11 protein-coding genes are annotated in these 13,499 nt (G+C 61.7%); 6 read left to right on the forward strand and 5 right to left on the reverse strand.

Translation table 11 applies throughout. From position 1 onward, the window contains the following. Nucleotide 1: 1 nt before the first annotated feature. The 3 genes from LH20_RS19290 to LH20_RS19300 all read right to left on the reverse strand — a co-directional run bounded on the left by LH20_RS19290 (nucleotide 2) and on the right by LH20_RS19300 (nucleotide 4,261). The gene (locus LH20_RS19290) at nucleotides 2–1,597 is read right to left on the reverse strand and encodes a GMC family oxidoreductase (RefSeq protein WP_053555634.1); all 1,596 of its coding nucleotides are present in this window, start codon (nucleotides 1,595–1,597) and stop codon (nucleotides 2–4) included. Then, entirely contained in the window at nucleotides 1,584–2,708 is a 1,125-nt protein-coding gene (locus LH20_RS19295; protein WP_053555635.1) for a CaiB/BaiF CoA transferase family protein, read from the reverse strand. Before LH20_RS19295 ends, LH20_RS19290 begins: the two co-directional genes overlap by 14 nt. A 515-nt stretch (nucleotides 2,709–3,223) precedes the next feature. Further along, nucleotides 3,224–4,261 carry an IS110 family transposase gene (locus LH20_RS19300; RefSeq protein WP_053553249.1) on the reverse strand — a complete coding sequence of 346 codons (1,038 nt, stop codon included), beginning with the start codon at nucleotides 4,259–4,261 and terminating at the stop codon, nucleotides 3,224–3,226. 20 nt (nucleotides 4,262–4,281) lie between these two features. Between LH20_RS19300 and LH20_RS19305 the strand changes: the two genes are divergently transcribed. Continuing rightward, a complete protein-coding gene (locus LH20_RS19305) occupies nucleotides 4,282–5,766 on the forward strand; it encodes a recombinase family protein (RefSeq protein WP_235527034.1) in 1,485 nt (494 codons plus the stop codon). Between the two features lie 253 nt (nucleotides 5,767–6,019). Next, complete coding sequence (locus tag LH20_RS19310; protein WP_053552601.1) at nucleotides 6,020–6,961, forward strand: IS110 family transposase; 942 nt, start codon at nucleotides 6,020–6,022, stop codon at nucleotides 6,959–6,961. A 259-nt stretch (nucleotides 6,962–7,220) separates the two neighbouring features. Here the strand turns inward: LH20_RS19310 and LH20_RS19315 are convergent, their stop codons facing one another. Beyond that, nucleotides 7,221–8,246, reverse strand: a complete 1,026-nt coding sequence (locus tag LH20_RS19315; protein WP_053554139.1) for an IS110 family transposase — start codon at nucleotides 8,244–8,246, stop codon at nucleotides 7,221–7,223. Between the two features lie 181 nt (nucleotides 8,247–8,427). On the opposite strand from LH20_RS19315, the gene LH20_RS23805 reads away from it, so the two are divergent. From LH20_RS23805 to LH20_RS19335, 4 genes are all read left to right on the forward strand, one after another. Next, nucleotides 8,428–8,553, forward strand: coding sequence for a helix-turn-helix domain-containing protein (locus tag LH20_RS23805; RefSeq protein ID WP_200905401.1), 126 nt, complete (start codon nucleotides 8,428–8,430; stop codon nucleotides 8,551–8,553). Between the two features lie 11 nt (nucleotides 8,554–8,564). Continuing rightward, nucleotides 8,565–9,808, forward strand: a protein-coding gene (locus LH20_RS19325) for an IS3 family transposase (RefSeq protein ID WP_235527035.1) whose coding sequence is annotated in 2 segments (ribosomal slippage) — nucleotides 8,565–8,906 and nucleotides 8,909–9,808 — 1,242 coding nt in all. Because the reading frame shifts where the segments join, the coding sequence is not laid out codon by codon here. A gap of 12 nt (nucleotides 9,809–9,820) precedes the next feature. After that, a complete protein-coding gene (locus LH20_RS19330; protein ID WP_268796119.1) occupies nucleotides 9,821–10,891 on the forward strand; it encodes an integrase core domain-containing protein in 1,071 nt (356 codons plus the stop codon). A 119-nt stretch (nucleotides 10,892–11,010) separates the two neighbouring features. Then, nucleotides 11,011–12,036 (forward strand): IS110 family transposase, encoded by a 1,026-nt coding sequence (locus tag LH20_RS19335; protein ID WP_053554139.1) that lies wholly within the window; start codon nucleotides 11,011–11,013, stop codon nucleotides 12,034–12,036. Nucleotides 12,037–12,295: 259 nt separating this feature from the next. On the opposite strand, the gene LH20_RS19340 is transcribed toward LH20_RS19335, so the two are convergent. After that, complete coding sequence (locus LH20_RS19340; RefSeq protein ID WP_053552601.1) at nucleotides 12,296–13,237, reverse strand: IS110 family transposase; 942 nt, start codon at nucleotides 13,235–13,237, stop codon at nucleotides 12,296–12,298. Nucleotides 13,238–13,499 lie beyond the last annotated feature (262 nt).

Here is a 13,499-nt window from a genome sequence, read left to right on the forward strand (position 1 = left end):
CCTAGGCGTGCCGAAGGATGAAGTCGGCACAACGTTCGGCGATCATGATCGTGGGTGCGTTGGTGTTCCCGCTGATCAGGCTCGGCATGATCGAGGCATCGGCGACGCGCAGCCGCGGAACGCCATGAACGCGAAGCCGCGCGTCCACCACGGCGGTGGGGTCGCTGGCAGGCCCCATCTTGCAGGTTCCGCAAGGATGGTAGACCGTCTTCAGCACGCTGCGGATATGCGCTTCGATCACGGTATCATCTACTTGATCATCGGGACCTTGGCCCGGCGCCAGTTCGCATTCGAGCAAACCGGCAAGCGACGGCGAATGCAGAATGCGGCGCGCGAGCCGTACGCCGCGCACCAGCGTCGCCATGTCATCGCTATGGCCCAGCACATTTGCCTCGATGCGCACCGGAGTGGCCGCATCTCGCCCGGCGATATGCACCGTGCCGCGCGCCTTGGGACGCAAATTGCAGGGACTGATCGATATGCCATGCCCTGGCAGCGCCGGCCGGTCGGCATCGCCGGTGAGGGCGGCAACCGTGGTGAACTGGATGTCGGGCCGGCCTGAGCCATCGGTCGATGCGAACCCGCCGGATTCGACAATATTGGATGTCAGCAGGCCCGACTTGAACAGCAGCCACTGCACGCCGTGACGAGCGGCCTTCAATCCCTTGTCCGCGCCGAAAAGGCTGATCGGGTCCCGGGTTCGGCCATAAACGCCAGCTTGATAATGATCCTGGAAGTTCGCGCCGACGCCGTCCAGTGCACGCAGGATCGGAATGCCGTGCCGGGCCAGCAACGCTTCGGGCCCGATACCCGAAAGCTGCAGAACCTTGGGTGAACCGAAGGCGCCGGCGGCGACGATCACCTCCTCACGGACCATCGCTTCGCGGGCCACGTCATTTTCGATTCGATAGCGTACCCCAACCGCCGCGCCGTTCGCCGTCAGAACCGTTTCGACATGGGCATTGCAGCGCAGCGTCAGCAATGCGTTGCCGCGCACGCGCGACAGAAACGCAACTGTCGCCGATTGGCGCCGGCCGTCCGCCGAGGTCGTCTGATAGAACCCGACGCCCTCTTGTGTCGGACCGTTGAAGTCATCGTTATATGGCAGGCCCGCTTCTTGCCCGGCGCGCACGAAGGCATAGCTCAGCGGGTGATGGTAACCGGCATCGCAGACTTTCAGCGGGCCGTCGACACCGTGAAACGGCTCGGAATATTTCTGATTGGCTTCACTGCGTTTGAATACCGGGAGTACGTCGCTCCAGCTCCAGCCCTCGCAGCCTGCCGCTTCCCAATCGTCGTAATCTTGAGCCTGCCCTCTGATATAGACCATACCGTTGATCGACGAACCGCCGCCCAACAGCTTGCCCTGCTTCATGTAGACGCGTCGTCCGCCGACGCCCGGCTCGGGCTCGGTACGGAAGTGCCAGGCCAGCTTTTTATCAATTTTTTGAAGCCCGCCGGGTATGGGGATGAAGAAGTCCCGATCGGACGGTCCAGATTCCAACAGCAGCACGCTCTTGCCGGCCTCGACGAGCCGGCTTGCGATGACGCACCCGGCCGAGCCTGCGCCGATTACGACATAGTCATAGCTGTCCATGATCGTCCGCTAGGAGCCCGGCCCGGGTCAAAGCAACGTCCCGCTTGGGGGACGTGCCCCATCGCGCGACGATCTCCTCGATATCGCCCTCGCCATGCGACGTTGAATACGCCGGCTCTGCAAAGCGCGGTGCAGCCGCCGGGAGCGCTGCGCGAAACGTTTGACGCGCGATATTGTGCGGATGCGTCCGCGCTTCCGCAAAACTCAGCACCGGCGCCACGCAAGCGTCAGTGATCTCGAAGACGGCGGCCCATTGATCGCGGGTTCGGGTGGCGAAGCGCGCCCTAAAGGTCGCTTCCATTTCCGCCCAGTGCGCCCGGTCGCGCTGGTCGAACCGCGTCCGCTCGATCTCAAGTCCATCGAGCAGAAGGCCAAAAAACTGCGGCTCCAGTGCCGCGACTGAGATGAATTTCCCGTCTGAACAGGCATAGCAACGGTAGAATGGCGCGCCACCATCGAGAGTGTTTGCCGCCCGCTCATCGCGCCACCCCCCCGAATTCATGAGACCGTGGATGGCGGTCGACAACGCTGCAACGCTATCGACCATTGCAGCGTCGATCACCTGCCCTTTCCCCGTTTCACGCGCATGGAGCACCGCCGTCAGCAATCCGATCACGGCAAAGGTCGACCCACCTCCATAATCCCCTAACAGATTCAACGGCGGCGGCGGCGGCTGATCGGCCGGGCCGATTGCGTTCAGTACCCCGGTGATGGAGAGATAGTTGAGATCGTGACCCGCGCGCGGGGCGAGCGGTCCGTCCTGGCCCCAGCCGGTCAAACGCACATAAGCCAAACGCGGATTTGTACGAAGGCATATGTCGGGTCCAAGCCCCAAGCGTTCCATCACACCAGGCCGAAAACCCTCAAGAACGCCGTCAGCTGTTGCAATCAGATCGAGTGCCGCCTTGTGTCCATCCGAGGATTTGAGGTCGACGCGTACCACTGTACGATTGGCGAGCATGTCGGCCGCTCCGGCACGATCGCTGGCCCCGGCGCGTGCGACACGCACGACTTCCGCTCCGAGATCGGCGAGCATCTTTGCGGCGAAGGGAGTCGGCCCCATTCCGTCGAACTCCACCACTCGCAAGCTAGAGAGAAGACCTGCCGCCATTCGTCCATCCAATTTGGCTCGTTGCTTTTATGCGCCAGACCGACCGCTGCCATGGCGAACGCAAATACCAACCGCACCGGAGTCGGTCGCCGCAAAGGCAATGGATGCATCGCGGCGCGACACAAGACACGTCCCTTTTCCGGTACTGTCGCGGATCAGTTGGGTTGGAATAGCTGCGTTGAAATGGTTCGTGATGTCTCGTCCGGCGCCAGCATCACCATCGCTTTGGTACGACACCCCTGCCAGCTGGCGCTTCTAAGAGCCTTCTCTGATTGGGGCCTCTTGGGTCAAGCTGCTTCCTCGACTGCGTGATCCTTCCCACGGATCACTCGCTTCTCTCCGCGGTCGGCGCGTGGCCGCCGCATAATGGGGTCATGGAGAACAAGGCGTCTCAATCTGATTTTCGACCTTCAGACAAAGCTGAGGTTCTGGACTCTAAGCGAGATCGTCTTGCCCTTCGTCCCCATGGGAACGACACTACCCGCTTTGTCAGGCGGGGTTCGGTTTACGCCTCCTCATGCTGCCAGCGATGCTGGCGCCTTGCCCCAGCGGAACTCGCTTTGATCGCTCCACATGCGGTGCATGATGACAGCAAGCTTGCGGGCGACGGCAACGCGGGCCTTCGCCATGCCGCGCCGCTTCGCGATGTTCATGCCCCATGCCTTTAGGGCCGACCACTTCTTGCACCGGGTCAGCAGCGTATGGGCAGCCTCGTACAGCAAGGTGCGGGCAAGCTCATCGCCGCATCGGCTGACGCGCCCCTGGATGTCGGTTTCGCCCGACTGATAACGCCTCGGGGTGAGACCGAGATGGGCGCCCACATCGCGTGATCGCCGGAAGCGCTCTGGCTGATCCACGGTCGCGCGGAATGCCAGTGCCGTTAGTGGACCGACACCCGGTATCGTCATCAGCTGACGGCAGATCGGTTCGACCCGAACCGATTCCAGCACGCGACGGGTCAGTCGCTCGAGTTCGCGGTACATGGTCGCGATGATCGCCAGCAGGGGTTCGGTTATGTCGGTCAATGTGGGATCCGCCTCGGCCAGCTCGCGGACCCGGGCCGAGAACCGCTTGCGCCCCGGCGATCCCACCTTGAGCCCGCTTTCGCGCAAGACAGCCCGCACGGCATTTTCCATGTCCCGCAGCTTGCACAGCACCGTCCGGCGCGCCACCAGCAGCGAACGCGCCATCCTGGATGGCGCGCTCTTGACGTGGACCTGGCGATACCAGCCCGTCCGGATGATTTGTGCCAAGCCGCGCGCGTCATTGCGGTCGGTCTTGTTCGGCATCGCGCTCATCGCGCCTTTCGCGTGACGCGTTTCGATGCACAAGGCCGGCAAGCCAGCCCGCGTCAGCCCCTGGTGCAGCCAGGCAGACTGCGAACAGGCTTCGAGCCCTATTCGCTCCATCGGTAGACCGACGGCATCGAACGCCGATATCAGGCTTCCTGGATCGCTGGGCGCGCGCAGCTCGCGGACGATCGCGCCCGTCTCATCGACAATGCAGATGGCCGTCTCTTCCAACGATACATCCAGTCCGGCATAATAGCTCATGGTTGCTTCTCCTTATGGTTGTGGCCGCTCACACGGACCACGTTCTACCATTTGCGAGGAGCAGCCACCCCACCGACTCGGCGGAGCCCCAATCACCCCATCTGATTGAGGCCGGGACATCGAAACCGGCGCCGTTCGACCTCGTTGTGGTCCACAGCTTCTCCCGTTTCTTTCGCGATCATTTCGAGCTGGAGTTCTATGTCCGCAAACTCGCGAAGAATGGCGTGAAGCTCGTCTCCATCACACAAGAAATGGGCGACGATCCGATGCACGTCATGATGCGCCAGATCATGGCGCTGTTCGACGAGTATCAGTCGAAAGAGACCGCCAAACATGTGCTGCGCGCGATGCGAGAGAATGCGCGGCAAGGCTTCTGGAACGGATCGTTGCCGCCAATCGGCTACCGCGTCGTTGCTGCCGAACAGCGCGGTGCCAAAATCAAGAAGCGGTTGGAGATCGACCCCTTCCATGCCGAGACGGTGCGGACCATCTTCCGGCTTGCTCTGGAAGGCGACGGCGGTTCGGGATCGATGGGGGTCAAGGCCATCGCGGCTTGGCTCAACGAGAGGTCGATTCGCACTCGCGATGGCGGGCGCTGGGGTCTCGGTGCCGTCCACCAGATACTCACCCGCACGACCTACACCGGGCGCCACGAGTTCAACCGCCGGGGCAAGGACAGGAAGCTCAATCCGAAGTCTGAGGCCGTCGTGGTCGAAGTGCCGCCGATCATCGATCAGGAGACGTTTGACGCGGTGCAGGCGCACTTGCAGGCCCGCAACCCCAAGAAGGTGCCGCCTCGCGTCGTGAGCGGCCCTACGCTGCTTACAGGGCTGATCCACTGTGCGAAGTGCGGCGGCGCCATGACCATTCGTACCGGCAAGGGCGGGCGGTATCGCTATTACGCCTGTTCGACCAAGGCGCGGCAAGGTCCGACGGCCTGCACGGGCATTACGGTGCCGATGGAAAAACTGGACGATCTCGTCGCAAAGAATCTGGAAGACGAGCTTCTCCAACCCGACCGGCTCGAAGCCATCCTGTCTGCCGTTCTGGATCGGCGGCAGGAACAGACGACGCGCAAGCGCGCCCATGTCGCCGAACTCAACAAGCGAGCCACCGAAGCCGAATTGAGATTGAAGCGGCTTTATGACGCCATCGAGAACGGGATTGCCGACGTGGACGACCCTGACCTCAAGGAGCGCATAGCAAGCCTTAAGGCGACGCGCGATCAGGCAAGGGCCGACGCCGAGCGCGTGAAGGCTTCGCTCAGCGCTGAGGGCCGGAAGGCGGTCGCGCCCGACATGCTGGTGAACTTCGCCAGCACCGCGCGCAAGAAGATGCGAAATGCCAATGGCGGCTATCGCCGCGACCATCTCCGCGCGCTGGCGCAAAGAGTGGAAGTCGCGGCCGATGAGGTTCGGATTCTCGGCTCGAAAAGCAATCTGCTGCAAACGCTGGTCGCGGGAGCCGCCGAAACAAAGCCGGGCGCAGTGCCCAGCTTTGTTTGAGCGGCCCGAGACATGGGTGACACTCCGTACCGGAGACATGGGTCGTCTTGTCTTATGACTTTTCTGGCGGTTGTGGGCATTAAGGGCTGCCCGATCCGGGGTGGCCACCCCGGATCGGGCGGAAGGGGATGGATCGAAGTTGTCTCGGTCGTGGAGGACCGTCGATTAGTGTGATCACCCCTTTCTTTTCCACCAGACCTGGACGGAAACCAGGGCTTCGGGCCCGGATGACAAGAGTAGGACAGCGGAAAAGATGGACAATCCCATACCCCAAACCATCGGCATCGACATCTCAAAAGCGACCCTTGATGTATATGCCCATCCTGCAGGCTGCGAGCGGCAATTCACCAATACCGCCAAAGGCCACAGGGAGCTGATAGATTGGCTCGGGCAATGGCAGATCGATCGGATCGCCTATGAGGCTACTGGCGCATACCACCGACAGCTCGAGCAGGCTTTATCGGACCTGCCATGCGTCAAGCTCAACCCGGCTCGCGCACGGCGGTTCGCCCAAGCGATAGGCACTCTCGCCAAGACGGATAAGATTGATGCGGTGATTCTGGCCCGTATGGCGACGACGCTCCAGCCTCCCGTACGCCCGGCAAATACGCCCAAGCAAGCCAAGCTCGCCGAATTGATCAGCGCTCGCGATGGCTTGGTCCGTGATAAGATCGCGCTTCAAAATCAAGCGAAGAACCTGACGCTACCTCTCCTCAAGCGTCAGCACAAAAAGCGCCTGGATCAGATTGAGCAGCATATCAAACAGGTCGATGTCGAGCTTGCGACGATCATTGCTGCTGACGCAGAGTTGGCGCGGCGGCACGAAATCATCTCCAGTATTGCCGGGGTAGGCACACGTACCGCCGACCAGTTGGTCGCAACCATGCCAGAGCTAGGAGCACTGGATCCTAAACAAGTCGCTTCCCTTGCAGGCCTGGCTCCCGTCGCCCGTCAATCGGGGCAATGGAAAGGGCGCAGTTTTATTCAAGGGGGACGGGCCAATGTAAGACGTGCGCTTTACATGCCGGCCCTCGTTGCCGCCCGCTACAATCCAGATCTCAAAGCAAAATATCAAAGCCTCATCGCGTCCGGAAAACCGGCAAAGGTCGCTGTGGTCACACTTATGCGCAAGCTCATCGTCATGGTCAACGCGCTGATTAAAGCCGACCGCCTATGGGTTGAAAAACGGGCTTGATCACAACGGAAACTAATTGCGGACACCTTTCGCGGTCTCTTTTTCCATTTTCGAAGCCTAGGTGCCGCCTTGCCGGTTGCAGGGTCGTCTTCGCGGTCGACATGAGTCGCCGCATGATGGAGCTTCGCGGGGTGAGCCTTCCAATGTTACACGCGCACTCGGCTGAGCCAGCGGTGCATCCCATGTCTCGGAATGGCTCTGCCCACGCCCCGGCAGGGAGGCGCCCAGGCGACCCAAGGAGCGAGCGCCCGGGACGACTTTACTGCGCGGCTGGTGCACTCCTTTCGAAAAGCGTTCCTGACTTGAGCATCGCATGCATGGTGACGGCGAGCTTGCGCGCCAGTGCGACGGCGGCTCGCTTGAAGCCGATCCGTTCCTTGAGCTGAAGTCCCCAAGTTCGCAGCCGGTTGTCGGCGGTGCTTCGCGTCAGCATCACGGTTGCCGCCTCATAGAGCAGCCCGCGCACATAGCTGTCGCCCCGCCGCGAGATGTGCCCGTCATAGTCGACCTCGCCCGACTGGTAGCGCCGCGTCGTCAGCCCCAGCCAGGCGCCGACGGATCGTGATTTCCTGAAGTTCCCGGGGTCCTCGATCGCCGTGGCAAACGCCGTCGCAGTCACGGCGCCCACCCCTGGAATCGACATCAGTATCTGGCACGCCTCGCTCTTGCGCGCGGCCGTGACGAGCTGCTCGCCCAGCTCTGCTGCGCGCTGGCGGGCCGCACGCCAGACCTCGAGCAGCGGCCGCACGATCGACGCTACCTCCTGTTGATCGATGAGACGCTCCTGGACATGTCTCTCGAACCGGCTGCCCTTGCCGGCTGGGACAACGAGACCGAAGGTCTTCATCAGCCCGCGGATCTGGTTGGAGAGTTCGGTCGTGATCCTGAGCAGTCGCATGCGCGCGGCGATCAGCGTCCGCGTTTGCATACTGTCAAAGCCCTTTACGCGCACTTCGCGGAAGAAGCCCACTTCGGCGAGCTGCGCCAGGCCATCGGCGTCGTTGGCGTCGGTCTTGTTGGCTGCCATATCCAGTGCCGCCTTGGCATGACGCGCATCGACGCAGATCGCCGGCAGACCCTCCTGCCTCAGCGCATGATAGAACCACACCGACAAAGGTCCGGTCTCGAACACGACCCGCTTTGCGCCAGGCGCATGCTTGCGGATCAACTCGGCGATCAGCTTCGGGTCTGAAGGGCACTTTCCGCGCCAGATCCGCTCCCCCGCCCGGCGAATGGAAACGGCAGTGTCTTTCATCGAAACGTCAAGGCCAATATACTCGTCCATGGCTGTTCTCCGTTGATGTTGGGCCCGGCGTCTGATCGTGAGCCCGTACTTCCATCATACTGGGGAACAGCCACTCCTGGCATCACCGCGCGAACCACTAAACCCGCAATTACACCATGTTACACCTCCCGCATGCGATCGCATGCGGGAGGTGTCGATGCCGTGGAAGGAGTGTTCGGTAATGGAAGAGCGTATGCGCTTCGTTGTCCGCCTGCTGGACGGTGAACCGATGAGCGAGCTGTGTCGCGAGTTCGGCATTTCTGAAGCGGCCCCCAAAATGACCGGACAGTTCCTCACACTTATGTAAGAGTGAGGCATATGACCGACAGTAATCCCAGGAGCTATGTGCATGCGGAGGTTCTCGGAGGGGTTCAGCGCCGTAGGCGGTGGACCCCGGAAGAGAAGCTCCGCATGGTCGAAGAGACCTTCCTGCCCGGCAACAGCGTGTCGCGTGTGGCGCGCATGCACGGGGTGGCGCCGAACCAGCTGTTTGGCTGGCGCCGGCAGGCGGCAAGCGGCGCCCTGACCGCCACCCGTGCCGGCGGCCAGGTGGTTCCGGCCAGCGAGTATCGTGCACTCGAGAACCAGGTTCGCGAGCTGCAGCGCATGCTCGGCAAGAAGACCATGGAGAACGAAATCCTGCGCGAGGCGATCTCGCGGGTGGCAGCTCCCAAAAAAACGCCGTTGCGCACGCTCTCGTTGCCGGAGGGCGACCTGTGAGCGCGGTGGCAAATGCATTGGGCGTGTCTCGGCAGCATCTCTCGTCAGCCAGACGCAAGGCCGCTGCCCGAAGCCGCGGCAGACCTCCGCTTCCCGAGGAAGAGCTCGTCGCGCGTATTCAGGCCCTGATCGCTGAGCTGCCGACCTATGGCTACCGCCGGATCCACGCGCTCCTGCGGCGGCAGGCGCGCAATGGCGGGCCATCTGCGCCCAATGCCAAGCGGGTCTACCGGGTGATGAAGGTGCATGGCCTGCTGCTCCAGCGCCATAGCGGCAAGGCGGACGAGCGTCGCCACGATGGGCGCGTCGCCGTCGATACTCGCAACACCCGCTGGTGCTCCGACGGCTTCGAAATCGGCTGCGACAACGGCGAGAAGGTGCGGGTCGCCTTCTCTCTGGACTGCTGCGATCGCGAGGCGATGGGCTTTGTTGCCACCACTGCCGGCATATCTGCCGAGGATGTGCGCGACCTCATGACCGCCACCGTCGAGCACCGCTTCGGCCGTGTGAACAGGCTGCCCTCTACCATCGAGTGGCTGACCGACAACGGTAGCTGCTACACCGCCAGAGAGACCCGCCGCTTCGCCCGCGAGATCAACCTCAGGCCGCGCACAACCCCCATCGAAAGCCCACAATCCAACGGCATGGCCGAGGCGTTCGTGCGCACCATGAAGCGAGACTATGTCCGCGTCGCCGAAAAGCCCAACGCCAGAGCCGTGATCAACCAGCTGCCCAGCTGGTTCCACCACTACAACACCGTCCATCCGCATCGCGCACTTGGCTACCTCGCCCCGCGCGAATACATCGTCCAATCAACCAGTGAGGAACTGTCCGGAAATTAAGGGGCAACGACAATTTCTCGCAAGACGGGCTACAAGATATTCAATCGCTATCAGCACCATGGCCTGGATGCGCTGACCGATCGATCGAGACGGCCCGTCCGTTACGCCAACCAACTGCCAGAGCCAGTTGAACGAATGATCGTCCGGGCCAAGCAGGATAAACCTCACTGGGGTGCGCGTAAGATCCGTGAGCTGCTGGTCAGGCGCCTCGCCGGCGACGTGCGCATACCCGCGAAGAGCACGATCCATGCGGTGCTCGATCGGCACGGCCTCGTCCAGCGGATGCGAAGGCGCAAGCGCGCAACCGGAACGCCGCTTTCCCCAGGCACCAAGCCCAACGATCTTTGGTGCGTTGACTTCAAGGGCGAGTTCAAGCTCGGCAATGGCCGATATTGCTATCCCCTCACAGTCACCGACCACGCCTCACGCTATCTGCTCTTGTGCGAGGCACTCGAATCGGTCCGCGAAGACCTGGCCTTTCCGGCCTTCGAGCAGCTGTTCAGGGAGCGCGGCCTGCCCGGCGCCATCCGCTCCGACAATGGCGTGCCCTTCGCCAGCCCCAACGGGCTCTACAACCTCTCCAGACTCGCCGTCTGGTGGCTCAGGCTCGGTATAGAGATCGAACGCATCAAGCCGGGGCAGCCACAGCAAAATGGCCGTCATGAGCGAATGCACCTGACGTTGAAAAAGGAGGCAACCAGACCGGCAGGAGCCAACTTCCTCCAGCAGCAGGCGAAGTTCGATGCCTTCACCGCTGAGTTCAACAAAGAGCGACCGCACGAGGCGCTCGGAATGAAGGTCCCAGCCGATACCTATCAGCCCTCAGCGCGCGATTATCACGGCCTTCCAGAGCTCACCTATCCGCTCCACGACAAGGATGTCATCGTCACATCCTGTGGACGCATCTGCATGCACAGAAAGAAGATCAACATATCGACCGTCCTCGCCGGACAGCGCCTCGGCATCAAGGAAATCGACGAGGGCATCTGGCTCGTCAGCTTCATGCATTACGACTTGGGATATATCGACTTGGAGCAGAAAACCCTGCAAACCCTCGACAACCCGTTCGGCGCGAGGTTGTAACATGGTGTAATTGCGGGTTTAGTGGTTCGCGCGGTGATGCCAGGAGTGGCTGTTCCCCAGTATGATGGAAGTACGGGCTCACGATCAGACGCCGGGCCCAACATCAACGGAGAACAGCCATGGACGAGTATATTGGCCTTGACGTTTCGATGAAAGACACTGCCGTTTCCATTCGCCGGGCGGGGGAGCGGATCTGGCGCGGAAAGTGCCCTTCAGACCCGAAGCTGATCGCCGAGTTGATCCGCAAGCATGCGCCTGGCGCAAAGCGGGTCGTGTTCGAGACCGGACCTTTGTCGGTGTGGTTCTATCATGCGCTGAGGCAGGAGGGTCTGCCGGCGATCTGCGTCGATGCGCGTCATGCCAAGGCGGCACTGGATATGGCAGCCAACAAGACCGACGCCAACGACGCCGATGGCCTGGCGCAGCTCGCCGAAGTGGGCTTCTTCCGCGAAGTGCGCGTAAAGGGCTTTGACAGTATGCAAACGCGGACGCTGATCGCCGCGCGCATGCGACTGCTCAGGATCACGACCGAACTCTCCAACCAGATCCGCGGGCTGATGAAGACCTTCGGTCTCGTTGTCCCAGCCGGCAAGGGCAGCCGGTTCGAGAGACATGTCCAGGAGCGTCTCATCGATCAACAGGAGGTAGCGTCGATCGTGCGGCCGCTGCTCGAGGTCTGGCGTGCGGCCCGCCAGCGCGCAGCAGAGCTGGGCGAGCAGCTCGTCACGGCCGCGCGCAAGAGCGAGGCGTGCCAGATCCTGATGTCGATTCCAGGGGTGGGCGCCGTGACTGCGACGGCGTTTGCCACGGCGATCGAGGACCCCGGGAACTTCAGGAAATCACGATCCGTCGGCGCCTGGCTGGGGCTGACGACGCGGCGCTACCAGTCGGGCGAGGTCGACTATGACGGGCACATCTCGCGGCGGGGCGACAGCTATGTGCGCGGGCTGCTCTATGAGGCGGCAACCGTGATGCTGACGCGAAGCACCGCCGACAACCGGCTGCGAACTTGGGGACTTCAGCTCAAGGAACGGATCGGCTTCAAGCGAGCCGCCGTCGCACTGGCGCGCAAGCTCGCCGTCACCATGCATGCGATGCTCAAGTCAGGAACGCTTTTCGAAAGGAGTGCACCAGCCGCGCAGTAAAGTCGTCCCGGGCGCTCGCTCCTTGGGTCGCCTGGGCGCCTCCCTGCCGGGGCGTGGGCAGAGCCATTCCGAGACATGGGATGCACCGCTGGCTCAGCCGAGTGCGCGTGTAACATTGGAAGGCTCACCCCGCGAAGCTCCATCATGCGGCGACTCATGTCGACCGCGAAGACGACCCTGCAACCGGCAAGGCAGGCATTAGGCTTCGAAAATGGAAAAAGAGACCGCGAAAGGTGTCCGCAATTAGTTTCCGTTGTGATCAAGCCCGTTTTTCAACCCATAGGCGGTCGGCTTTAATCAGCGCGTTGACCATGACGATGAGCTTGCGCATAAGTGTGACCACAGCGACCTTTGCCGGTTTTCCGGACGCGATGAGGCTTTGATATTTTGCTTTGAGATCTGGATTGTAGCGGGCGGCAACGAGGGCCGGCATGTAAAGCGCACGTCTTACATTGGCCCGTCCCCCTTGAATAAAACTGCGCCCTTTCCATTGCCCCGATTGACGGGCGACGGGAGCCAGGCCTGCAAGGGAAGCGACTTGTTTAGGATCCAGTGCTCCTAGCTCTGGCATGGTTGCGACCAACTGGTCGGCGGTACGTGTGCCTACCCCGGCAATACTGGAGATGATTTCGTGCCGCCGCGCCAACTCTGCGTCAGCAGCAATGATCGTCGCAAGCTCGACATCGACCTGTTTGATATGCTGCTCAATCTGATCCAGGCGCTTTTTGTGCTGACGCTTGAGGAGAGGTAGCGTCAGGTTCTTCGCTTGATTTTGAAGCGCGATCTTATCACGGACCAAGCCATCGCGAGCGCTGATCAATTCGGCGAGCTTGGCTTGCTTGGGCGTATTTGCCGGGCGTACGGGAGGCTGGAGCGTCGTCGCCATACGGGCCAGAATCACCGCATCAATCTTATCCGTCTTGGCGAGAGTGCCTATCGCTTGGGCGAACCGCCGTGCGCGAGCCGGGTTGAGCTTGACGCATGGCAGGTCCGATAAAGCCTGCTCGAGCTGTCGGTGGTATGCGCCAGTAGCCTCATAGGCGATCCGATCGATCTGCCATTGCCCGAGCCAATCTATCAGCTCCCTGTGGCCTTTGGCGGTATTGGTGAATTGCCGCTCGCAGCCTGCAGGATGGGCATATACATCAAGGGTCGCTTTTGAGATGTCGATGCCGATGGTTTGGGGTATGGGATTGTCCATCTTTTCCGCTGTCCTACTCTTGTCATCCGGGCCCGAAGCCCTGGTTTCCGTCCAGGTCTGGTGGAAAAGAAAGGGGTGATCACACTAATCGACGGTCCTCCACGACCGAGACAACTTCGATCCATCCCCTTCCGCCCGATCCGGGGTGGCCACCCCGGATCGGGCAGCCCTTAATGCCCACAACCGCCAGAAAAGTCATAAGACAAGACGGGCTCTTCCTCGTGAACGGGGGATGAGGGAAATTGGGTTAGACTTGTCATAG

This window comes from Sphingopyxis sp. 113P3 (genome assembly GCF_001278035.1).
GTDB lineage: Bacteria > Pseudomonadota > Alphaproteobacteria > Sphingomonadales > Sphingomonadaceae > Sphingopyxis.

Coding starts and splice junctions, on each gene's coding strand:
- LH20_RS19290 (WP_053555634.1), bottom strand. CDS start 1,597: ATGGACAGCTATGACTATGTCGTAATCGGCGCAGGCTCGGCCGGGTGC.
- LH20_RS19295 (WP_053555635.1), bottom strand. CDS start 2,708: ATGGCGGCAGGTCTTCTCTCTAGCTTGCGAGTGGTGGAGTTCGACGGA.
- LH20_RS19300 (WP_053553249.1), bottom strand. CDS start 4,261: ATGAGCTATTATGCCGGACTGGATGTATCGTTGGAAGAGACGGCCATC.
- LH20_RS19310 (WP_053552601.1), top strand. CDS start 6,020: ATGGACAATCCCATACCCCAAACCATCGGCATCGACATCTCAAAAGCG.
- LH20_RS19315 (WP_053554139.1), bottom strand. CDS start 8,246: ATGGACGAGTATATTGGCCTTGACGTTTCGATGAAAGACACTGCCGTT.
- LH20_RS23805 (WP_200905401.1), top strand. CDS start 8,428: ATGGAAGAGCGTATGCGCTTCGTTGTCCGCCTGCTGGACGGTGAACCG.
- LH20_RS19335 (WP_053554139.1), top strand. CDS start 11,011: ATGGACGAGTATATTGGCCTTGACGTTTCGATGAAAGACACTGCCGTT.
- LH20_RS19340 (WP_053552601.1), bottom strand. CDS start 13,237: ATGGACAATCCCATACCCCAAACCATCGGCATCGACATCTCAAAAGCG.